At 65.1% G+C, this 21,005-nt stretch carries 18 protein-coding genes; 14 read left to right on the forward strand and 4 right to left on the reverse strand.

The window, feature by feature from the left end; all coding sequences use genetic code 11:
• Positions 1–128: 128 nt before the first annotated feature.
• The 4 genes from QCE48_RS15455 (at position 129) to QCE48_RS15470 (ending at position 4,316) form a co-directional block, all read left to right on the forward strand.
• Positions 129–1,115 (forward strand): hypothetical protein, encoded by a 987-nt coding sequence (locus QCE48_RS15455; protein ID WP_309784903.1) that lies wholly within the window; start codon positions 129–131, stop codon positions 1,113–1,115.
• 274 nt (positions 1,116–1,389) lie between these two features.
• On the forward strand, positions 1,390–2,640 hold the full coding sequence (locus QCE48_RS15460) for a DUF3300 domain-containing protein (protein ID WP_309784904.1): 1,251 nt from the start codon (positions 1,390–1,392) through the stop codon (positions 2,638–2,640).
• Between the two features lie 16 nt (positions 2,641–2,656).
• Entirely contained in the window at positions 2,657–3,616 is a 960-nt protein-coding gene (locus QCE48_RS15465) for a DUF2950 domain-containing protein (protein ID WP_309784906.1), read from the forward strand.
• Positions 3,617–3,731: 115 nt separating this feature from the next.
• A complete protein-coding gene (locus QCE48_RS15470) occupies positions 3,732–4,316 on the forward strand; it encodes a hypothetical protein (protein WP_116566989.1) in 585 nt (194 codons plus the stop codon).
• A 67-nt stretch (positions 4,317–4,383) separates the two neighbouring features.
• Here QCE48_RS15470 and QCE48_RS15475 read toward each other — a convergent pair whose 3' ends face one another.
• From QCE48_RS15475 to QCE48_RS15490, 4 genes are all read right to left on the reverse strand, one after another.
• The gene (locus QCE48_RS15475; protein ID WP_309784907.1) at positions 4,384–6,021 is read right to left on the reverse strand and encodes a fatty acid--CoA ligase; all 1,638 of its coding nucleotides are present in this window, start codon (positions 6,019–6,021) and stop codon (positions 4,384–4,386) included.
• A 33-nt stretch (positions 6,022–6,054) separates the two neighbouring features.
• Positions 6,055–6,426 carry a BON domain-containing protein gene (locus QCE48_RS15480; protein WP_309784908.1) on the reverse strand — a complete coding sequence of 124 codons (372 nt, stop codon included), beginning with the start codon at positions 6,424–6,426 and terminating at the stop codon, positions 6,055–6,057.
• A 58-nt stretch (positions 6,427–6,484) separates the two neighbouring features.
• Positions 6,485–7,609 carry a porin gene (locus tag QCE48_RS15485; RefSeq protein ID WP_309784909.1) on the reverse strand — a complete coding sequence of 375 codons (1,125 nt, stop codon included), beginning with the start codon at positions 7,607–7,609 and terminating at the stop codon, positions 6,485–6,487.
• Positions 7,610–7,838: 229 nt separating this feature from the next.
• On the reverse strand, positions 7,839–10,532 hold the full coding sequence (locus QCE48_RS15490) for a LuxR C-terminal-related transcriptional regulator (protein WP_309784910.1): 2,694 nt from the start codon (positions 10,530–10,532) through the stop codon (positions 7,839–7,841).
• A 187-nt stretch (positions 10,533–10,719) separates the two neighbouring features.
• Between QCE48_RS15490 and QCE48_RS15495 the strand changes: the two genes are divergently transcribed.
• The 10 genes from QCE48_RS15495 (at position 10,720) to QCE48_RS15540 (ending at position 20,767) form a co-directional block, all read left to right on the forward strand.
• Positions 10,720–11,646: a universal stress protein gene (locus QCE48_RS15495; RefSeq protein ID WP_309784911.1), complete on the forward strand. Its 927-nt coding sequence runs from the start codon at positions 10,720–10,722 to the stop codon at positions 11,644–11,646.
• A 12-nt stretch (positions 11,647–11,658) separates the two neighbouring features.
• Positions 11,659–12,639: a quinone oxidoreductase gene (locus QCE48_RS15500; RefSeq protein ID WP_309784912.1), complete on the forward strand. Its 981-nt coding sequence runs from the start codon at positions 11,659–11,661 to the stop codon at positions 12,637–12,639.
• Positions 12,640–12,648: 9 nt separating this feature from the next.
• Positions 12,649–13,497 carry a TauD/TfdA family dioxygenase gene (locus QCE48_RS15505; protein WP_309785085.1) on the forward strand — a complete coding sequence of 283 codons (849 nt, stop codon included), beginning with the start codon at positions 12,649–12,651 and terminating at the stop codon, positions 13,495–13,497.
• A gap of 62 nt (positions 13,498–13,559) precedes the next feature.
• Positions 13,560–14,615, forward strand: coding sequence for a 3-keto-5-aminohexanoate cleavage protein (locus QCE48_RS15510; RefSeq protein WP_309784913.1), 1,056 nt, complete (start codon positions 13,560–13,562; stop codon positions 14,613–14,615).
• 161 nt (positions 14,616–14,776) lie between these two features.
• Positions 14,777–16,099, forward strand: a complete 1,323-nt coding sequence (locus tag QCE48_RS15515) for an MFS transporter (RefSeq protein ID WP_309784914.1) — start codon at positions 14,777–14,779, stop codon at positions 16,097–16,099.
• 23 nt (positions 16,100–16,122) lie between these two features.
• Positions 16,123–16,683, forward strand: a complete 561-nt coding sequence (locus QCE48_RS15520) for an alpha/beta hydrolase (RefSeq protein ID WP_309784915.1) — start codon at positions 16,123–16,125, stop codon at positions 16,681–16,683.
• 85 nt (positions 16,684–16,768) lie between these two features.
• Positions 16,769–16,966: a hypothetical protein gene (locus tag QCE48_RS15525; protein WP_309784916.1), complete on the forward strand. Its 198-nt coding sequence runs from the start codon at positions 16,769–16,771 to the stop codon at positions 16,964–16,966.
• Positions 16,967–17,107: 141 nt separating this feature from the next.
• Entirely contained in the window at positions 17,108–18,400 is a 1,293-nt protein-coding gene (locus QCE48_RS15530) for an LssY C-terminal domain-containing protein (protein WP_309784917.1), read from the forward strand.
• Entirely contained in the window at positions 18,397–19,650 is a 1,254-nt protein-coding gene (locus tag QCE48_RS15535; RefSeq protein WP_309784918.1) for an LssY C-terminal domain-containing protein, read from the forward strand. Before QCE48_RS15530 ends, QCE48_RS15535 begins: the two co-directional genes overlap by 4 nt.
• A 55-nt stretch (positions 19,651–19,705) precedes the next feature.
• Positions 19,706–20,767, forward strand: a complete 1,062-nt coding sequence (locus QCE48_RS15540; RefSeq protein WP_309784919.1) for a hypothetical protein — start codon at positions 19,706–19,708, stop codon at positions 20,765–20,767.
• Positions 20,768–21,005 lie beyond the last annotated feature (238 nt).

Genomic DNA, 21,005 nt, shown 5'->3' on the forward strand with positions numbered 1-21,005 from the left:
GGCCGTGCCTTCGCCGCAAAGAAGAACGCAAACAAGAACGGAAGATCGGAAGGGATTAATCGTTGACATACATCCGGCTTGATCGTTAGACAACGGACGTCACCGGTCGAACACAAGGCACGCCGAACATGTCGAACTCGAGTCCGACCTCCAGGCACGCGCTATCATTCGTATCGGCGATTTTCGCCCAAGCCCTGCTCTGCGGCGCTTGCTACGCCCAGTCGAGCGGCGGTCAGCCTCAGGCGCCGCTGATACTCGGCACCAACGTCAAGAAGCACGCCGACGCGGTGCTCGCGATCATGACGTACACCACCGTGCCCGACGTGACGACCAGTTCCCTGTCGATCAATAACGGCGCCACGGGCAATCCGGGCTTCGGTCAGACGCAACTGGGCGGCGGCTTTACGATCAGCAGATCCTTTCCGCTTTATCTCGAAGGGACGGTCGCCTACAGCCGCTACGATCCGACCTTCGTCGCGACCGAGGGCGTCCAGCAACGGCCGCTTCCCGCCAAATGGAACACCGCGAGCACGACCATCGGGATCGGCTGGGACTTCGCGATCACGGAAGAACTCAAGTTCCGGCCCATTCTCAACGGCACGCTCGGCCGGGTGGCGAGCGACCTGCGGATCGCCCAGACGGTCATCAACCAGATCAAGGACACGAACCTCGAGTTCCTTCAGGACGGCGTGCTCGACGCCTATGGTTATGGCGGCTCGCTAGTGCTCGACTACGAGCACTATCGCGAGAAGTACGAAATCGACGTGGAACTGCGGGCCACCGACATCTATCTGCGCAGCTTTGGCGCATCGTCGGCAGCGGTACAGGGATCGGCGACGGCACAGCAGTTCAGCCTCTGGGCGCGCTGGCGCGCGCCCACGGGCCTGCGAGCACTCGACAAGCCCGTGCGCTATGTCCTGGAAACGGCGTACTCCCATTATTTCGGCGACAGCGCAGGCGCACTCGGCTTCAACGATCTCACGTCGCTGGGTGTCGGCCTGGAACTCGACAGCAGCACCTATCCCGTGATCATCACGCGCACGCGTGCGATGGTGCGCTACGTGTTCGGCCACAATGTTCACGGCGTATCGTTCGGATTTGCAGTGAGCTTTTAGCGATCGAATCGATCATACCCGGGTAATACATAATCGTTCAGCGCTGTTATGGGCGTGTGCATGTCCTAGAATGGATGAACAAGACTTCCGCCCGGCCCGCTTCGAGATCGCTCCGTCCTTGCTCGACTCCGGACACGTTGCAATCGAAACCTTCTTCGCAAGGCGGCGCCGGGCGCGACGCATCCTCAATGACCTCGCCTGATCGACCACGGAATGGGCTGAACCTCAGAAGCAGAGAAATGTGACTCGGTCGTGACATCGAACGGTGATAGCCATGCGCAACATCCTGATTGTGCTTCTGCTGTCCTGCTTCGTGTTTCCCGCGGGGAGCGCACTCGCTCAGGCGCCGGCCGCAAGCGGCAGCGAGCCTGCGCCGATGTCGGCTGCCGATCTCGACAAGCTCGTCGGACCGATCGCCCTCTACCCGGACGACCTGATCGCGATCATCCTGCCCTCCGCCACTTACCCGCTCGAAATCGTGCAGGCGGACCGGTTTCTCGATCGCCGCAAGAGCGACAAGAATCTCCCGGTCAACGATGCGTGGCAGGAACCGATCAAGGCGCTGCTGAACTACCCCGAGGTCATCAAGAAGATGAGCGCCGAGCTCGACTGGACGGCGGCCCTCGGTGAAGCCGTGGTAGCCGACCAGAATGGCGTGCTTCAGGCCATCCAGCGCTTTCGCCGTCAGACTCAATCGGCGGGCAACCTGAAATCCGACGACAAGCAGGTAGTCGTGGTGGAAAAGGAAGTCGTCAAGATCGTGCCGGCCAATCCTGAAGTGATCTATGTGCCGCAGTACAACCCGTCGACCGTGGTCGTCAGCAGCCCGTATCCCGTCTACGGCTATGCGCCCGCGCCGTATCCTGTCTACTACTATCCCTACGCACCCGGCGCCGCGCTCGCAACCGGCCTGATCTGGGGCGCGGCCATCGGCGCCGCATGGAGCGGCGGTCGCTACGAAGCCAACTACAGCGGCGGCAACAACACGATCAACATCAACCGGGATCAGAGCGTCAACCGGGGCGACGTCAACCGGACCAATGTCGACGCGGCGAACACCAATCGCACGAATCGGCAGTCGGCGCAGTCGAGTACGTGGAAGTCGGAGAAGAAGCCGGGTCAGGTATCCGGCAGCACGGCGCGCGCCAATTCACCGCGCGTAGGCGACACCTCGACCCGCAGCGGAGCAGGCACCGCAGGCGCGGCAGGCAACCGGCAGACGACGCCGCGCGCATCGACGCAGGATTCGGCGCCCCGAAGCAACGCGGCGTCGCAAGGCCGCGGCGGCGACGCCTTCAGCGGCTACGGCTCGGGGCGCGATGCACAGGCGAACAGTTCGCGCGGAGCGGCGAGCCGCGAGTCGATGGCGAGCACGCGCAGTCCATCAGTCGACCGGACGAGCGGCAGCGGACGCGCCGGCGCTTCCGCTGGCGGCGGCGCCGGGCGCGGCGGTAGCTATTCGGGCGGCGGCGGACGAGGCTTCAGTGGGGGCGGAGGGGGCGGAGGTCGCGCTGGCCGCCGATAACGAAACGGAGACCATCATGCACGGATCCGGAAAGATCGGCACACGCGCGCGTCTGCTTCGCTGGCCGGCGATCGTCCGGACCTTGGGCGGCATCGCGCTGGCACTCGGCCTTTGCATGCCACCCTTGAGTCTCGCCGCCGGTCAGGAAACGTTTCCGACGCCCGAAGCCGCCGTCAGCGCGCTGACGGCGGCACTCAAGGCGAACGATGAAACCGCGCTGGTCGCGATCTTCGGCGAAGCGCACAAGCGGCTCGTCATATCGCCGGACCCGGCCGAGAACCGCGTCCTGCGCGAGAACGCCCTCGCGGAACTCAACGCGTTTCATGCACTGGACGAAACCGCGCCGGACCGTCGCACGCTGCTCGTCGGCGACGAAGCATGGCCGTTGCCGATACCGCTCGTTCGCGAGAAAGGCGCCTGGCGGTTCGCAACGGAACTCGGCGAGCAGGAAATCGTGAATCGCCGGATTGGTGCGAACGAGCGCGAAGCGATTGTCGTGATGCGCGCGTATCTCGATGCGCAAAGGCAGTACGCCACGCGCGATCGTAACGGCGACGGCGTGCTGGAATACGCGAGGAAGCTCGGCAGTTCGCCCGGCAGACAGGACGGTCTCTACTGGCCGGCCGATGCCGACAAAGGCGAAGAGCCGAGTCCCTTCGGGCCGTTGATCGCGGCAAGCTCCGAGCATTTCAAGGAACGTCGGGCGGGCGATGCGTATCACGGCTATCACTATCGCATTCTCACCCGGCAGGGCAAGAGCGCGCCTGGAGGCGCGTACAACTATGTCATCAACGGAAGAATGATTGCCGGCTTTGCGATGGTCGCCTTTCCCGCCGAATACGGCACGAGCGGCGTGATGACGTTCATCGTCAACAACAACGGAGTCATCTATCAGAAGGATCGTGGCCGGGCACCGGCACCTCTCACCGAATTCGATCCGGACTCGTCCTGGACGCGTGTGGATGAGCGTTCCTGATGGGTTCCTGATTGCGTCGATCGAATTTAATGGCCGGGGCAAGGCCCCGCTGACAACGCACGGACCGCCCGCCTTCGGCATGAAGGCGACATGCATTTTTCATGGGAGAACCAGGATGAAGACCACGAAAGGACTCGCGATTGTCGTCGTTGCGTTGCTCGCGCAGGTTGCACTGGCTCAGCCGCAGACGGATGTCGAAGTCACCAAGGGACAGGACCAGACGACCGTCACGGGCCTCACCAAAATGACCGCGACAGTGGTGGGCATCGACCGCGCCACTCGCACGGTCACGCTCAAGACGCGCCAGGGCAAGGTCGTCGAACTCGAAGTCACCGAGGAAGCGCGCAACTTCGACCAGATCGCGTTGGGCGATGTCGTGACCGTCGCGTATAGCGAGTCCCTGACGGTCAGCCTCATGAAGGAGAAAGGGACCGCGTCGCACACCGAGCAGGGTTCGGAGCAGCGCTCGGCTGCCGGCGCCAAGCCGGGCGGCAAGGTCGGGCGGGAGGTCACGATCGTGGCGGATGTGGTCGCCGTGAATCACAAGGCGAAGACGGTCACGCTCAAGGGACCCAAAGGCAACACGGTGGACCTCAAAGTGGAAGATCCCGAACGTCTTAACCGCATCAAGAAGGGTGATCAGGTGGAGGCCGTCTACACGGAAGCACTGGCGATATCCGTAGAACCTGCGAGCAAGTAATGAGGCGGCACGGCGTACCGTCATCGGGTGCCGTGCCTTGCCTTGCCCCATCCTCTCGACGCTTTCCTTAAGCGAACTGTTCGCGCAGCCGCTTCTTGTTGAGCTTGCCGACGCTCGTCTTTTCGAGTCGCTCGACGATCTTCACGACCTGCGGCACGGCGTACTTGGAAATCTGGCCCGTCTTGCTGAACGCAAGCACGTGATTCCGGATGTCGTCTTCCGAGACTGTCTGTGCAAACTCCGGCTTGAGCACGACGAGCGCCACGGGCCGCTCGCCCCATTTCGCATCGCTGATGCCGATCACCGCCGCTTCCGACACGCCCGGATGCATCGAGATCAGGCTTTCGATCGCAAGCGACGACACCCATTCGCCGCCCGACTTGATGACGTCCTTCATGCGATCGACGATCTGCAGATATCCTTGCCCGTCGATGTTGGCGATGTCCTGCGTGTGCAGATAGCCGCCTTCCCAAAGCTGGTCCGATGCCTCGGGGTTCTTCAGATAGCCCTGCGTCAGCCACGGCGCGCGCACGACGACTTCACCGCTCGCTTTGCCGTCGTGAGCGACGTCGGCGCCCTCCTCGTCCGCGATGCGCAGATCGACGAGCGGCAACGGCAGGCCCGTCTTGCAACGCAGGCGCACTTGCTCGTCGGCGTCGAGTGCCTCACTGCCGGGTTGCAGTTGCGCGAGCGTCAGCAGAGGCCCGGTCTCCGACATCCCGTAGCCCGCGAAGATATCGATGCCGCGATCGAGCGCGGCGCGCGCGAGTCCATGAGGCAGCGCGCCTCCGCCGATGACCACTTTCCATTTGCTCAGATCGACCGTCTTCGCTTCGGGACAGTCGAGCAGCATGTGCAGGATCGTGCCGACGCAATGCGAGAACGTCACACCTTCATCGCGCACGAGCCCGACGAGCCGATCCGGAAGATAACGGCCCGGATAAACCTGCTTTACGCCGAGCACGGTGGCGATATAAGGCATGCCCCACGCGTGGACGTGGAACATCGGCGTGATCGGCATGTACACGTCACCGCGGTGAAAACGCTGCCCCGATACGGGACTTGCCAGCGCCGCCATCCCCGTGATGGTGTGCAGCACGAGCTGACGATGCGAGAAATAGACGCCCTTCGGCAGACCCGTCGTGCCCGTCGTATAGAACGTGGTAGCGGGCGTGTTTTCATCGAAATCGGGGAAGTCATAGACGGGCTCGCTTGCCGCGAGCATGGTCTCGTAGTCGTCCGCGAAAGGGATCGGGTGCGCGACGGCTTCGCTGCCTTCGTCGTCGATTTGAATGAAGGTGCGCACCGTTTCGAGCTGATCTCTGATCGCTTCGACGACGGGCAGGAAGTCCGTATGAACGAGCAGGATCTGCGCGCCCGCATGGTTGATCGTGTAGGCGATCTCCGCCGGCGAGAGTCGCACGTTGACCGTCTGCAACACGGCGCCCATCATCGGAACGGCGAAATAGCATTCGAGATAGCGATGGCTGTCCCAGTCCATCACCGCGACGGTGCTGCCCATCTTCGCGCCGTGACGGCCGAGGCCGTGTGCGAGGCGCGCAATGCGCTCACTCATCGTGCGATAAGTCAGGCGCGTGTCGCCGCGATAGACGATCTCCTGATCGGGCGCATGCGCGAGCGGCGTATGCAGAAGATGCTTGATGAGCAACGGGTACGCATACGCCGCTTGAGTTGATTCGATCATGACTTAGATTCCCTTGATGCGAAGCGGCGCGGACTATTGCCCGAACGGCCGTCTGACGGTCAGTTTGTTCTTCACGGACTGCACACCGGCCGCGCTGCTCGCCAGCGCGCCCGCTTTTTCGATCTGCGCGGCGTCCGCTACGGTGCCCGTCAGCGTGACGGCTCCGTCGGTTGCGCTGACGCCGATGTCGCCTGCATCGATACTTTTGTCCTTGGCGAATGCGGCGTACACGCGCTTGCGCAGCGCGCGATTGGCTGAGCGGCTGCTGCTCGCGGGCGCCGCACTCGACGCCACCGAAGGCTCGCTTGTGGCCGCCATCGTTTCGCCGACCTGAAGGCTGGCGCCGACCGATGCCAAAACGATCAACGCTGCACAACCTGAACTGCGTGGCTTGATTCTCTTCATGGATGACTCCGGTTATTGTTCATAGGATCTGCGGATCGCAACGGCCGCGCGGCTACGCTCAGAAGTTGTGGCGTATGCCGATCATTGCAGCCGTGGTCCCCTCTCCCGGAGCCACGGGTTGTCCATACACGATCGTCTGGTTCATCGTGCCGTGATTGTCGACATAGCCGACCTGCGCATATGCGAGCGTGCGCTTGGACAGGCTGTATTCCGTGCCCACCGCGAATTCGCTCGAATGATTCGTCGAGTTGTTCTTGTCCTTCAGGTAGTAGAAGCCCGAGGTGACTTTCAGCACGGGATTGAACCGATAACCAAGGCCGGCCGAATAAAGATCGTAGTCAGCGCGGCCGGTGTTCGCCGGATTCTTGCCGTGGCTGTACGAGCCGGACACGGAGAAGTCGCGGAACGTGTACATCGCGCCGAGGTACACGAAGCGGTTGTTGTTGAGCCCCGACGGCGCAATGCCGGGCAGCGGGTTCGCGTCGTGGCCGTTGTAATAGACCGCCGACAGATTCAGGCCGTAGTTCGAATACTTCAGCACGGCGGACTCGCGCGTGCCGCCCTGGAACTGGCCCGCGACGCCGCCCGGGGCATATTCCAGCGCAAGCGAAGCGCCATAGAACTTCGGCGATTCGTAGACGAGCGCGTTGCTGTCGTACAGCGCGCCGATCGGACCGTTCGTGCTGTTACCGGGCCAGCCGGCTGCCTGGTTCATGCCGAGCCACGCGGTGAGAATGCTGCCGAAGTACTGCGCTCCGCGCACGTCGGTATCGAACATCGCGTAGACCATCGGTACGATCTGGCGGCCCGCATTGAACGTGCCGAACGGACCGGAAACACCTATCGTCGCGAACTGGTTGAATTGCGCGGGAACACCGGGCGTGTCGGAGAGGCCGAACCTGCCGCTGCCGGTGTCGAAGGTCCCCTGCAACTTGAAGTTGACGCGGTATCCGCCGCCGAGGTCTTCGCTGCCCTTGAGGCCCCAGAAGCTGGCGTAGATGCCGCCATCCTTGTAGCGATAGATCTTGCCCGTGTTAGGGGCGTTCGGTGCGAAGGAAGCCGCGGACGTGCTCTGATAGAGCAGGCCGGCGTCGAGTACACCGTACAGCGTCACCGATCCTTGCGCGTGAGCGGCGCCGGAACAGGCCAGTAATGCAGCGAGGCAGGAAAGTCTGGATTTCATGAGGGGTCTCCGGATGTTTTCTTTTTCGACCTGCACGCGTGCCATCGGCAAGTCAGTCGGCGCGCTGCGAGCGCCGCGATCTGCAAGCAGCGCGGACGACATTGCAATGGCGCGTGAAGTCATGCAGCAAGAATACGGAAGGAGACGACTTCCGGCCCCTCTCGCGGAGGGAGGGGGATTGGACGGTGAGCATCTAAGCCGCGTGAGAGCGGCGGGTGGCGGGCAGTCGTTAGATCGTGCCTTCAAGCAGGCCCAGCACCGCCGCGCGGCGCACGGCGTGCTTGCGCGAACTCGCATCGAGCTTGCCGAACAGGTTCTTGAGGTGCCACTTGACCGTGCCCTCTCCGATCGCGCCTGCGCGCGCGATCTCCTTGTTCGTCAGATTGCGCGCGAGCAGTTCGAGAATCTCGCGCTCCTTGGGCGTCAGGACGACGCACGGCACCGCGCGCGGCCCGCCGGTGTCCTGCGGACGCGGCCGCACATTCGGCAACGAAGCCGGGGGGCGCGCGCCATCGGCGATGTCGGCTGCGCTGCCTGCGCGCCGCGCCCAGTCCGCGAGCGCGGGATGCGCATCGAGCAGCGTGCGGCCCAGCCTGAAGGTCTGCGCGAGATTCACCGCTTCGAGCAGGAGGGGCGTTGCATCGATACCCGTCTGCTGTTGCGCGAATGCCCGCAAGCCCATGATCTCGATGCGATAACGCCCCATCTTCATTGCGTCGGCCTGTCTGGCGGCGGTGTCGAGCGCCTCGAGCGCCTGCGGCCAGTTTCGCGCGGCGATGGCGGCATCGGCGTGCGCAAGCGACTGCAGGAGCGCGACCGACTCGCGCCAGAGCGGCCCGCGACCCGCCTCTCGAGCCAGGATGTCGTCGATGCGGCGCACCAGCGCGAGGCACGTCTCGGCGCGGTAGCGGCCCGCGTGCATGCGCAGTTGCTCGACGAGGCTCGCGATACACAAGCGAGGCTGGCGCCGGCTCACGCCGAGCGCGTGCATTGCTTCCAGCATGTCGAGCGCGCGATGCTCGCTGCCGCGCACCGCGGCAAGGCGCGCCGCCGTGCGATAAGCGAGCGTCACGGTTTCAGGCGTAGCCGCGCGTTCGAGCATGTCGAGGCGGTTGGCGAGCAACGCAGCGGCTTCGTCGAGCCGATCGTCTTCATACGCGATGGCCGCGCACGCCGCCGCGAACATGCAACTGAGCGGATGGCGGCGTCCCAGTTCTGCCTCGGCACTCGCGAGCGCGGGCTTCATCACCTCTTCGGCAAGCGGCATCTGGCCTTCCCACAGATAGCTCGAACCGGTGATGTGCTCGCCCCAGCGCAGCAGATAGCCGAGCGGCTCGACACCGCCGCCCTGCTGCACGCGCTGCTGCGCGCGGCGCGCCTGCGCCGGTTCGCCGAGCAGCATCGCGCGCGCCGCCAGCCGGTTCGCGTGAACCTGCGCGAGCCACGATTCGACATCGGGCGGAGACCCGGCCCACGGCTCGAACAGTTCGACGAAGCGGTCGGGTTCGTCGGCGAAATAGGCGGCGGCGCTCAGGATCAGCGCGCACTCGTAATGCAGTTCGTCGCCGACGGCCGGCCCCGCGAGAATCCGCTCGACCTGGCGCTGCGCCTCTTCGTGGCGCTGCCCGACCGCCAGCGCCCACGCCGCGGCGAGCCGCAAGCGAGGACGCCGCTCCAATTCCTCCTCCGGCAGCAGATCGAGCCAGTCGAGCACGACGCTCAGATGCCCTTGCCGCACCGCTTCGTGCAGGCTGCGTTCGGCGAGGTCGTAGGCAAGCTCGTGCTGGCCGGCCGCATGCGCATGATGCGCGGCTTCCTCGATCATCCCCTGGCCGACGAGCCATCTCGCGGCGCGCGCATGCAGTTCCTCGCGATCGGTGGCAGGCAGACGCGCGAGACGCACGCGCAGCGCGTCGCGCACCACCGTATGCAGGCGGCACCACGCGCTGTCCTCCACCGTGATGAACACGGGCGTCTCGCGCACGAGCCGCGCGAGGTGTTCCGACGCGTGCGGATTGTCGGTGAGCGCCTCGCACAACGCCGGGTGCAGCATGTCCACGGCGCTGATGCGCGTGAGAAAGGCGTCGTCTGCGGAAGAAAGATTGGCGATCAAGGCGCCCACGAGATGTTCGCGCAAGCTGCCGGAGCCCGACGCGATCGTCTCGACCGCCTTGCGCGGGTCCGACGCATGCGCCATCGCGGCGAGCGCGAGCTGCAATCCGAGCGGCCAGCCGTCGGTGACCTCGAAAAGCCGCGCGCACGCGTCGGCGTCGACGCGCTCGCCGAAGCGGCCTGCGATCAGCGCAATCGTCTCGTCGAGGCGAAAGCGCAATGCATCCGGGCCGACGAGCGTGGCCTGGCCGTACATCAAGAGATCGGCGAGCGGGGCCTCGAGGCCGCGTCTTGCCGCCACCACCACGCGCAGGTTCTGCGGCGCATTGCGAAGCACGTAGGCGAGCATCTCGGCGCCGGCGGGGGGCAGCCGCTCGGCCTCGTCGACGATCAGCACGACGTCCAGCGACAGCACGGCGAGCTCGGCAAGCCAGCCCGTCGCGCCATCCAGTTCCCCGACCGATGCGATCGCGCTGTCGAGCAGCAAGGCGCCGAAAGCCGGCCGCGCGCAGCCCGTCCTCACCGCCTGCAGGAGCGCGCGCAAGAGCCGTTCGGGGTCGTCGCGCTCGTCGGCGAGAAGCCACGCCACGGCGATCCCGCGCGACAGGTATTCGCGCCGCCACTGCGCGAGCAGCGAGGTTTTCCCGTAGCCGGCCGGCGCCTGCACGAGCGTCACCTGGAGATCGTGGTAGTCCGCGGCTTCCGCGCTCAACCGTGCCCGCGCGACGAGGTTCAGCGGTGCGCGCGGCGCGATGGTCTTCAGGACGAGCTCGGTCGTCGAGGGTGGGGAGCCGCTTGAGATGGATGCCATCGGGAAAGGTCGGTCGGAATGCCATCGGCGACCTGGAACGGCCGCTTCGGTCGCGAATCAGGTCCACAGCATGGGTCGAATCACCGGGAGGCGTCAAGCCCCTCCCGCCGGGAGAGGGTCGCGCGGGGCTTGCGTGAACTACGATGCAGATGAGTTCACGCACACGCCCAAACCAGCGCAAAACGCCATGTACCGACATCTACTCGTCCCTGTCGAGGACACCGACACCAGCATCGAAGCGATCGGTCAAGCAACGGAATTTGCGCAGGCCATCGGCGCGCGCATCACGTTTCTGTACGTGTCGCCGGCGGTGCTGCCCGGGCCGGCCGACGAACACGCCGCCCAACTGCTGGCACGAGCCGAAGCCGGCGCCCGCGCACAAGGCGTGCCCAGCGCGTCGGTGGTCGCCCAGAGCGAGCAGGCATGCGATCCCGCCCTGGCGCAGGCACGCAGGCACGGCTGCGATCTGATCTTCGCGGCCGCCTCCCGGCCGGCGATGGCCGCGCCGGTCGCAGGCACACCCGACGCGTCGAGGCCCGCCATGCTGACGTGCGGCAGCGACGCTCGGCCGGCCGTGCAGGCGTCGATCGGCGTTCTGCTCGGCGCGCATCGGGCGCTCGCCGAAGCCTTGCACGAATGGCTCGACGCGATCCGCGCCGAGCGCGAGCGTGGCGGCGTTCCGCAGGCCGGGACGCTGCGCGAAGCGGTCGACAGGCTGCACAGCCTTGCGGCACGAGGCTTCGGGGCGAACGCGAAGGAGTCGCTGTTCCGGCGCCTTCGCAAACGGACATCGGTGGTCAACGCCGAACTCGACGAACTCGAACGCCTGCATCTGCGCGACGAAGAACTGCTCGACGGGCTGGCCGGAATGATCGGACGAAACCCGCATGCCGCATCGACGGCCGATGCACTCGAACAGGCAGTGAGCGCTTATGTGCGGTTCGTTTCGGAATGGATGGGCCGCGAACAGGGCGTGATCCTTCCGGCGGCGCGACGCTATCTGAGCTACGCCGACTGGACCGAAATCAACGACGAATTCAATTGCGCGGCGCCGGCGGGTCCGGCTGCGAGCAACCGCTACTCAATCAGCGAGCCCGACGGCTCGCACGCATGACTGGAGAGACACATGGCATACGCAATCCGCTTTCACGAAACAGGCGGTCCCGAGGTTCTGACGTGGGAAGAGGTGCCGGTCGGCACGCCCGGTCCCGGGCAGGTACGGCTGCGTCATGAGGCCGTCGGCCTGAATTTCGCCGATACGTACTTCCGCAGCGGCCTCTATCCCGTCCCCCTGCCCGCCGGCATGGGCGTGGAAGCAGCGGGCGTGGTGGAGGCGGTGGGACCGGACGTCGATCAGCTGCTCGTCGGCGATCGCGTGACCTACACGGGTTTCATCAACACGCTCGGCGCGTACAGCACCGAGCGGCTCGTGCCCGCGGCCGCCCTCATCCGGCTGCCGGACGATATCGAATGCGCCACCGCCGCCGCGATGACCATGCGCGGCCTGACCGCGTCCTACCTGATGCGCCGCATCCACGCGTTCAAGCCGGGCGATTCGATCCTGCTGCATGCCGCCGCCGGCGGTGTCGGGCTGATCGTGTCACAGTGGGCGCGTCTCTTGGGAATCAAGGTGATCGGCACGGTGTCGAGCGAAGCCAAGGCCGAGGTCGCCCGCGCGCACGGCTGCGATCACGTCATCGACTACAGCCATGAGGACGTCGCAAAGCGCGTGCGTGAGCTGACCGAAGGCGCAGGCGTGAACGTCGTGTTCGACAGCGTGGGCAAGGACACCTTCGAAGCGTCGCTAAACTCGCTCGCGCGCCGTGGCCTGATGGTTTGCGTCGGCACCGCGTCCGGCCCGATTCCGCCGTTCAATCCGCAATTGCTCGCGATGAAGGGCTCGCTCTATCTGACCCGCCCGGCGCTCGCCGACTACATCGCCGATCCGGCCGAGAAGGACGCGCTGGCAAGCGAGCTCTTCGGGCACGTCGCGGCCGGCCGCATCAAGATCGAGATCAACCAGCGCTATGCGCTGCCCGATGCCGCCCAGGCGCATCGCGACCTCGAATCGCGCCGGACCACCGGCTCATCCATTTTCGTCGTGTAGGAGACCATGATGCGCGTCGAACAACTCACCTGCTCGATCGGAGCAGAACTGACCGGTGTCCGCCTCGCGGACGCGGTGCACGACGACGGCCTCTTCGCCGAGATCCGCGCCGCGCTGCTCAAGCATCGCGTGGTGTTCCTGCGCGATCAGGACATCACCCGTGCCGAGCACGTTGCCTTTGCCCGCCGCTTCGGCGAACTCGAAGACCATCCGGTCGCCGGCAGCGATCCGGAGCATCCGGGCCTCGTGCGGATCTACAAGAATCCCGACCAGCCCAACGACCGCTACGAAAACGCGTGGCACACCGACGCCACCTGGCGCGAAGCCCCGCCGTTCGGTTGCGTGCTGCGCTGCGTCGAATGTCCGCCGGTCGGTGGCGACACTATCTGGGCGAACATGGTGCTGGCCTATGAGAACCTGCCCGAGCACATCAAGACGCAGATCGCCGATTTGCGCGCACGCCACAGCATCGAAGCGAGTTTCGGCGCGGCGATGCCGATCGAAAAGCGCCTCGCGCTGAAAGCCCAGTTTCCGGATGCCGAGCACCCGGTCGTGCGCACGCACCCCGAGACGGGCGAGAAGACGCTCTTCGTGAACGCCTTCACGACGCACTTCAGCAACTATCACACGGCCTCGCGCGTGCGCTTCGGGCAGGACGCCAATCCGGGCGCGAGCCAGCTGCTCAACTACCTGATCAGCCAGGCGTACATCCCCGAGCACCAGGTCCGCTGGCGCTGGAAGCCGAACAGCATCGCGATCTGGGACAACCGCAGCACGCAACACTACGCGGTCATGGATTACCCGCCGTGCCATCGCAAGATGGAGCGCGCCGGAATCGTCGGCGACGTGCCTTACTGATTCAGGCGCCCCGAACGCCGCCTGCCTGCCTTACATCGATCCTATTTACGCTGGAGCAACACATGCAATTCCTCGACGATTCCCTGCACCCCGAGAACCAGGACAAAGTGGTCATCACGGTCGCGCCCTACGGCCCCGAATGGATGCCGGCCGACTTCCCGGATGACATTCCGGTGACGATGGACGAACAGATTCAGAAGGCAGTCGACTGCTACAACGCGGGCGCCACGGTACTGCACCTGCATGTGCGCGAACTGGACGGCAAGGGTTCCAAGCGCCTGTCGAAGTTCAACGAACTGATCGCGGGCGTGCGCGCCGCGGTGCCCGACATGATCATTCAGGTGGGCGGCTCGATTTCGTTCGCGCCGGAAGACGACGGTCAGGCGGCGAAGTGGCTGTCCGACGACACGCGTCACATGCTCGCCGATCTCGATCCGAAGCCCGATCAGGTGACCGTGGCGATCAACACCACGCAGATGAACATCATGGAGTTGCTGTATCCGGAATACCTGGAGGGCACCTCGCTCGCGAGTAAGGCGATTCACGCCGCCTACAGCGAAATGACCGTGCCGGCCGGCCCGGCGTGGGTGGAGGAGCATCTGCGGCGGTTGCAGGCGTCGAACATCCAGCCCCACTTCCAGTTGACGGGCATCCATGCGCTGGAGACGCTCGAACGCCTCGTGCGCAAGGGCGTGTACACGGGTCCGCTGAACCTGACGTGGATCGGCATCGGCGGCGGCTTCGACGGCCCGAACCCGTTCAACTTCTTCAACTTCGTACACCGTGCGCCGGACGGCTGCACGCTGACCGCGGAGTCGCTGCTGAAAAACGTGCTGCCGTTCAACATGATGGCGATGTCGATGGGCCTGCATCCGCGCTGCGGCATCGAGGACACGATCATCGACCAGCACGGCAACCGCATGACGTCGGTGCAGCAGATCGAGCAGTGCGTGCGCGTCGCCCGGGAGCTGGGACGCGAGATTGCGAGCGGCAAGGAGGCGCGCGCGATCTACAAGATCGGCGTGCAATACAAGGACGCCGACGAGACGCTCGCGCAGATGGGCATGGCGCCGAACCGCAAGGCCGGCCAGGTCAATCTTCCGCTGCGCGCTGCCTGACACCCCCACGCGGACGCGGTCTTGAACGCCGCGCCCGCACCTTTCACTTAACACTCCATGGCGAAGGCCGGGCAAGCAGCGCTTGCCGGCCACAACAACAAACGGCCCGCTGCGCTCAGGCGCATGACGAGGCCGCACGCCAGACATCGGAGGAGACGATCTTGGATATTCATTGCATCAAGCCGGCCACGAGCGGCGTCGCCGCTCCGGCCATCTCGCGCAAATACGCGTGGGTCGTGTTCGCGCTGACCTTCGGTCTGCTGCTGTCGGACTACATGTCACGGCAGGTCCTGAACGCGGTCTTTCCCTTGCTGAAACAGTCCTGGGGTCTGTCCGACACGCAACTGGGTTCGTTGAGCGGCGTGGTCGCGCTGATGGTCGGTCTGCTGACCTTCCCGCTCTCCGTGCTCGCGGACCGCTGGGGCCGCGTGCGCAGCCTGATCGTCATGGCAGCGCTCTGGAGCTTCGCCACGCTCGGCTGCGCCATCGCGACCAACTATGGCGAGATGCTCGTCGCGCGCGCCTTCGTGGGACTCGGCGAAGCCGCTTACGGAAGCGTCGGCATCGCGCTCATTCTCAGCATCTTCCCGGCGCATCTGCGCTCCACGCTCACCGGCGCCTTCATGGCCGGCGGGGCATTCGGCTCGGTGCTCGGCATGGCGCTCGGCGGCTTCGTCGCGGTGCACTTCGGCTGGCGCGCGTCGTTCGCCGCGATGGCCTGCTTCGGCATCTTGCTGGTCATCGCCTATCGGTTGATGGTGTCGGACAAGCGCATTGCCGCCCGGTATCCGGACGCACAGGCCGCGGACCAGAACGCCGGCGGCATGCGCACGAGCCTGCGCAAACTGCTGGCGGGCCTCTTCTCGACGGTCTCGGTCGTGTGCGCCTATGTCGGCAGCGGATTGCAGCTCTTCATCATGGGCGCCGTGATCGCGTGGATGCCGAGCTTCCTGAATCGCTACTACGGGCTGCCCGCCGACAAAGCCGCCGCCGGCGCCGCGGTCTTCGTGCTGCTGGGCGGAGTCGGGATGGTCGCATGCGGTATCGCCACCGACCGAATCTGCCGAAAGGTTCCCGCGCGCAAGTGGGTCACGGCCGTCGCCTATTGCCTGATCTCGTTCGTGTTGCTGTCGATCGGGTTCCGTCTCGACGCTGGCGCATTGCAACTCGTGCTGCTCGGCGCGGGCATTCTCGTCGTGGCAGGCACGTCCGGCCCGGCCGGAGCGATGGTCGCCAACCTCACGCCGTCGTCGATCCACGCATCCGCCTTCGCGACGCTCACGCTTGCGAACAACCTGTTGGGTCTCGCGCCGGGTCCGCTCGTCACGGGCGCAATCGCCGACCGGATCGGCCTCCTGGGCGCCCTGCAGATCATTCCGTTCGTGAGCCTCGCGGCCATGGTGGCCTTCGCGATCGGCCGGTCGAGATACACGCGCGACCTGAGCCGCATCGACGCGCTGCGCGGACAAGCGGCAAAACAATGAGCCTTCACGGGGAAAAACGATCCATGACATCTACTTCAACGCCCACGGTCCTGATTGTTCCGGGCTTGCGCGATCACGTCGAAGACCACTGGCAGACGTTACTCGAACGCAGGCTTCCGAATGCGCGCTCGGTGCCTCCGCTGGAACGCGACAAGCTGGACTGCGCGGCCCGCGTCGCCGCGCTCGATGCGGCCCTCGCCAGGATCGACGGTCCGGTCGTGCTCGTCGCGCACAGCGCGGGCGTGATGATTACCGTGCACTGGGCCCGGCTGCATCGGCGGGAAATTCAGGGCGCCCTGCTCGCGACGCCGCCCGATTTCGAGTCGCCGATGCCGGAGGGCTATCCGACGGTCGAGACGCTGTTTGAGCACGGCTGGCTGCCGATTCCGCGCGAGCGCCTGCCGTTCCCGAGCATCGTGGCCGCCAGTACCAACGATCCGCTCGGCCGAATCGAGCGCGTCGCGGAACTCGCCGATGCATGGGGCAGCCGTGTCGTGAATATCGGCGCGGCCGGCCACCTGAATCCGGCTTCGGGGCACGGCGAATGGACGCGCGCCGACGAATTCGTGGCCGAGCTGATCTGACGCACGGCTACGACGCGAATCAACGAATCATTTTCGATGTTACGAGCATGCCGACGGCTGCTCGCCAATCACAGGAACGCAAGACATGTCTACTCACGCAAAAGCCGGCGCACTTCAAAACGAGGCCGGCAGCTTCAACTCTGACCACGACCTGAACAAGGATCGAGCCTCCGTCGAGCGACGCGAGCAGGCCGCCGCCCGCACGTGGGCGTGGGCAAGCACCACGGAGGTGTACGACTGGATGGACGCGCATACGCCCGTCGCCACCGTCGCGTGGCGCTGAGCGGCCGAAAAGCACGACGCGGCTGTCATCGACATTTCAGCCGCGGTATTACCGGACTTGCACACTATAATTCCGCTAACACCCGAGAAGGACGCATCACAACGATCCCTGGCATCTGCCTAGCGGCAATGAGGTTACGCGATGAACCGCATCGTGAATCGACTGCTGGCTGCCGTTGTTGTCGCCTTGTTTCTGGCCGCCTGCGCCATCACGCCGCCGGCCGAAAGCGGGCTCACCTACAAGATCCGCGCCGCGACCCGCACCGAAGGCGGACTGCGGGTATCCGCGTCCGTGCTATCGGCCGAGGAGAGCGCGTCCGTCTACGGCGTGCCGCTCGCACAGAAGGGAATTCAACCCGTCTGGATCGAAGTCGCAAACGACGAAGCGCTTAATTATTTCCTGATGTCCCCGGGTCTCGACCCAAATTTCTTTCCCGCATCGGAAGCAGCCGAGGCATTCGGCAACGGCGATCCGGCGCATGCCGGCGGCACACTCGCGCAGCGCTTTCGCGAACTGGCCTTCCAGAACCCCATCCAGCCCGGCGAAACCAAGTCGGGATTCGTGCTGACGCATCTCGACGAAGGCGCCAAGCTCGTCCAGCTCGATCTCGTGGCGAGCGCGCAAGCGCGAACCTTCTCCATCCTCGTGATCGTGCCCGGCTTCTACGCCGACTACCACGTGAGCGAAGTCTTCCGGCGCGAGATGTATCCGCCCGACCAGATCGTGAACTACACGGATGACGACGCATTTCGCGCCGCACTCGAAGCCCTGCCGTGCTGCGCCACGAACAAGGACGGTTCGAAGACCGGCGATCCGCTCAATCTGGTCGTCGTGGGCGGACTCGACGACGCCTTTCCCGCACTGGTGCGCCGCGGCTGGAGCCCGACCGAACAAAAGTGGTCGGGCGCGATCATGCGCACCGTGACCTCCGCGCTGTCCGGCGATCGCTACGTCAATGCGCCCGTGAGCGACCTCTACCTGTTCGGCCGGGCCCAGGATCTCGCGTTGCAGAAAGCCCGCGACACCATTCACCAGCGCAATCATCTGCGGCTCTGGCTGAGTCCGATGCGCTACCACGGCAAGCTCGTGTGGGTGGGCCAGATCAGCCGCGATATCGGCGTGCGCTTCACGTTTCATTCGCCGACCTTCACCACGCACAAGATCGACCCGGACGTCGACGAGGCGCGCCGAGCGCTCGCCGAGGACATGGCCTACTCGCAGAACCTCGTCGAACTGGGCTTCGTCAAGGGCGTGGGCGCCGCTTCGCAGAGCGCGCCGAGCGAGAATCTCACGACCGATCCGTACTACACCGACGGCTATCGCCAGGTGCTCGTGTTCGACCGCCATCCCACGTCGCTCTCGGAGATCGGGATTTTTCCATGGGAAGTGAATGCCAAGCCGAACAATCATCCGCGTGCGGGAGCGAAACAATGAGCGCGCCGCGCCGGTCGCATCGTGCGTGGATTCGTGCGGCCGGCGCCGTGGCCCTACTTTTCGTTCTGGCCGCTTGCGGGACGTGGACGGCGCCGGCGAGTGTCGACGATGCGCCGCTGCGCAAGCGCGCCGTCAGCGCCACCAAACAGGATGTCCAGGTGAGCGCGGCCGTGCTTTCGTCGGCCGATAGCCAACGGATGTTGGGCGCCGACATCAACAAGAACAACATGCAGCCCGTCTGGATCGAAGTTCAGAACCGGACGTTGCAACCGTTGTGGCTGCTGCACTCGGGCACCGATCCCGACTACTTCTCGCCGCTCGAAGTCGCGTGGTCGATGCATACGCTGCTCGGCTTCGCAACGAACGCGAACATCGACAATCACTTGAACAAGCTCGGCTTCAAGAATCCGGTGCCGCCGGGCGAGACGCGCGCGGGGATCGTCTTCACCAATCCGGATCGCGACCCCAAGCTCCTCAATATCGACCTGTTCGGAAGCAGGACGCTTGTGCCCTTCTCGCTCTTCGTCAGCGTGCCCGACGACACGCCCGACTCCCGCCTCGCGCTGACGCTGTACCAGTACCCCGATACCGAGGTCACGGACTACCACGACCTCGCGTCGCTGCGTGCCGCGCTCGAACGGCTGCCGTGCTGCGCTACCGATCCGCACGCCACGACCGGCGCGGACCCGTTGAACGTCGTGGTGGTCGGCAATCTGGGCGACATCGGCGCGGCGCTCGTGCGGCGCAGCTATCGGCGCAACCTGCGCGAGAGCGATCTCGATCAATGGGCCTTCGGACGCCGGCCGGACGTCGTCCTTCGCCGGGAAGCGCAGACGGGCACGCCCGCGACGTCGATACGCGCGTGGCTCACACCCATTCGCTTCAACGGCGAGGTCGTGTACGTGGCGCAGGTCGGACGGCCGGTCGGCGGGCGCTTCGCGCGCAACGGATCGACCAGCGACGTGCTGCACGGCGACGTCGACGAGGCCAGAAACTTCATCGTTCAGGACATGATGTATTCGGGCGGGCTCGACAAGCTCGGCTTCGTGAACGGTGTCGGTCCGGCACCGCGGGCCCATCCTCGGACGACGCTCAACGGCGCGCTTTACCATACCGACGGATTGCGCGCCGTGATGTTCTTTGCAACGCGGCCCCTGAGTTTCACGAACGTCGACATTCTGGACTGGGTGCCCTATCTCGACCCACGCGAGTCCGCCGCACGCAAGGAGACGAGCGATGCAGGCAAGTAGCGGCATCGCGCGATTCGCTCCTCGCTTGGGTGCGCTTCGGTATGCCGGCGTCAGGATGGCTGCGGTCGCCGCCTGCGTTGCGTCGGTCGCGTGCGCCACGAAGCCGCTCGTTCCCTACTCGACCGATACGCCGCCGCTCGCGCTCGTACCGGCATCGCAGGCAGGCGTGCTGGACAAGCGCGCACGATTCCGCGAGATTTACTGCGCGGTTCTCGAAGCGCACGGCTCCGACCTCGCCGATCATCGTCCATGCGAGGATGCCCTGACACGCGTGGGCAACGAGCCCGCCGGCGCGGGCAAGCCGGTCGATCTGGGGCAATCCGGGCGGAATCTCATTGCGGTCGTCGTGCCGGGCGTCGGCTACGATTGCTTCAAGCCGTGGCTGAACTCGCCCGGCACCGTGGTGACACAACTGCGGCAGTCCGGTTACGACGCGATCATGCTCGACGTCGAAGGGTTGTCGAGTTCGGCGAACAACGCACGCCAGATCCGCGATGCCATATTGGCGATGCCGCTTTCCGGAAGCGCATCGCGGCTCGTTCTGATCGGTTACTCGAAGGGTGCGCCGGACATCCTGGAGGCCGTGGTCGACTATCCCGAGATCCGCGGCCGCGTGGCGGCCGTCGTAAGCGCGGCCGGGGCGATCGGCGGCTCGCCGCTCGCCAACGACGCCGAGCAATTCCAGGCGGACATGCTGCGATACTTTCCGGGCGCAACGTGCACGTCGGGCGACGGCGGCGCCGTGCAAAGCCTGCGACCGGCGACACGCCAGGCGTGGATGGCAAACCACCCGCTTCCACGCGATGTTCGCTACTACTCGCTCGTGACGTATCCGCAGCCCGAACGCATTTCTTCGATCCTCAAGTCGAGCTACGAGAAACTCGCGCGCATCGACGCGCGCAACGACAGTCAAATGATCTTCTACGACCAGATCGTGCCCGGGAGCACGCTCATGGGCTACGTCAATGCGGATCACTGGGCGCTCGCCGTGCCCATTGCCCGAACCCACGCGATGGTGGGTTCGCTCTTCGTCACGCAGAACGACTATCCGCGCGAGGCGCTGACCGAAGCGGTCCTGCGCTTCATCGAAGAAGACCTCGCGACTTCCGGAAAGTAAAGCGTCGTGTCCGTATGAAAGCGCACGCTGGATGCCGAATCAGCGCGCTTTTCGACGTCTGTGCGAATCCGACACACGTGGCGGAACTCAGCGGAAGTTCGGCGAAAAACGCCTACGGGGAAGCGTTGCGCGGCGTCGCCGGCGGTTGCAAGATCGCCCAAACGATAAATAAAAACAGGTTCGTTACGCTGGGTAAAAGCCGGGCCGTTCAACAAAAACTAACCGATACGTGGGGACA

The organism is Caballeronia sp. LZ024, from assembly GCF_031451455.1.
Classification (GTDB): Bacteria; Pseudomonadota; Gammaproteobacteria; order Burkholderiales; family Burkholderiaceae; genus Caballeronia; species Caballeronia telluris.

Excerpts from the sequence above, each read along its gene's own strand:
- QCE48_RS15455 (WP_309784903.1), top strand. The coding sequence starts at position 129 with ATGTCGAACTCGAGTCCGACCTCCAGGCACGCGCTATCATTCGTATCG.
- QCE48_RS15460 (WP_309784904.1), top strand. The coding sequence starts at position 1,390 with ATGCGCAACATCCTGATTGTGCTTCTGCTGTCCTGCTTCGTGTTTCCC.
- QCE48_RS15465 (WP_309784906.1), top strand. The coding sequence starts at position 2,657 with ATGCACGGATCCGGAAAGATCGGCACACGCGCGCGTCTGCTTCGCTGG.
- QCE48_RS15470 (WP_116566989.1), top strand. The coding sequence starts at position 3,732 with ATGAAGACCACGAAAGGACTCGCGATTGTCGTCGTTGCGTTGCTCGCG.
- QCE48_RS15475 (WP_309784907.1), bottom strand. The coding sequence starts at position 6,021 with ATGATCGAATCAACTCAAGCGGCGTATGCGTACCCGTTGCTCATCAAG.
- QCE48_RS15480 (WP_309784908.1), bottom strand. The coding sequence starts at position 6,426 with ATGAAGAGAATCAAGCCACGCAGTTCAGGTTGTGCAGCGTTGATCGTT.
- QCE48_RS15485 (WP_309784909.1), bottom strand. The coding sequence starts at position 7,609 with ATGAAATCCAGACTTTCCTGCCTCGCTGCATTACTGGCCTGTTCCGGC.
- QCE48_RS15490 (WP_309784910.1), bottom strand. The coding sequence starts at position 10,532 with ATGGCATCCATCTCAAGCGGCTCCCCACCCTCGACGACCGAGCTCGTC.
- QCE48_RS15495 (WP_309784911.1), top strand. The coding sequence starts at position 10,720 with ATGTACCGACATCTACTCGTCCCTGTCGAGGACACCGACACCAGCATC.
- QCE48_RS15500 (WP_309784912.1), top strand. The coding sequence starts at position 11,659 with ATGGCATACGCAATCCGCTTTCACGAAACAGGCGGTCCCGAGGTTCTG.
- QCE48_RS15505 (WP_309785085.1), top strand. The coding sequence starts at position 12,649 with ATGCGCGTCGAACAACTCACCTGCTCGATCGGAGCAGAACTGACCGGT.
- QCE48_RS15510 (WP_309784913.1), top strand. The coding sequence starts at position 13,560 with ATGCAATTCCTCGACGATTCCCTGCACCCCGAGAACCAGGACAAAGTG.
- QCE48_RS15520 (WP_309784915.1), top strand. The coding sequence starts at position 16,123 with ATGACATCTACTTCAACGCCCACGGTCCTGATTGTTCCGGGCTTGCGC.
- QCE48_RS15525 (WP_309784916.1), top strand. The coding sequence starts at position 16,769 with ATGTCTACTCACGCAAAAGCCGGCGCACTTCAAAACGAGGCCGGCAGC.
- QCE48_RS15530 (WP_309784917.1), top strand. The coding sequence starts at position 17,108 with ATGAACCGCATCGTGAATCGACTGCTGGCTGCCGTTGTTGTCGCCTTG.
- QCE48_RS15535 (WP_309784918.1), top strand. The coding sequence starts at position 18,397 with ATGAGCGCGCCGCGCCGGTCGCATCGTGCGTGGATTCGTGCGGCCGGC.
- QCE48_RS15540 (WP_309784919.1), top strand. The coding sequence starts at position 19,706 with ATGGCTGCGGTCGCCGCCTGCGTTGCGTCGGTCGCGTGCGCCACGAAG.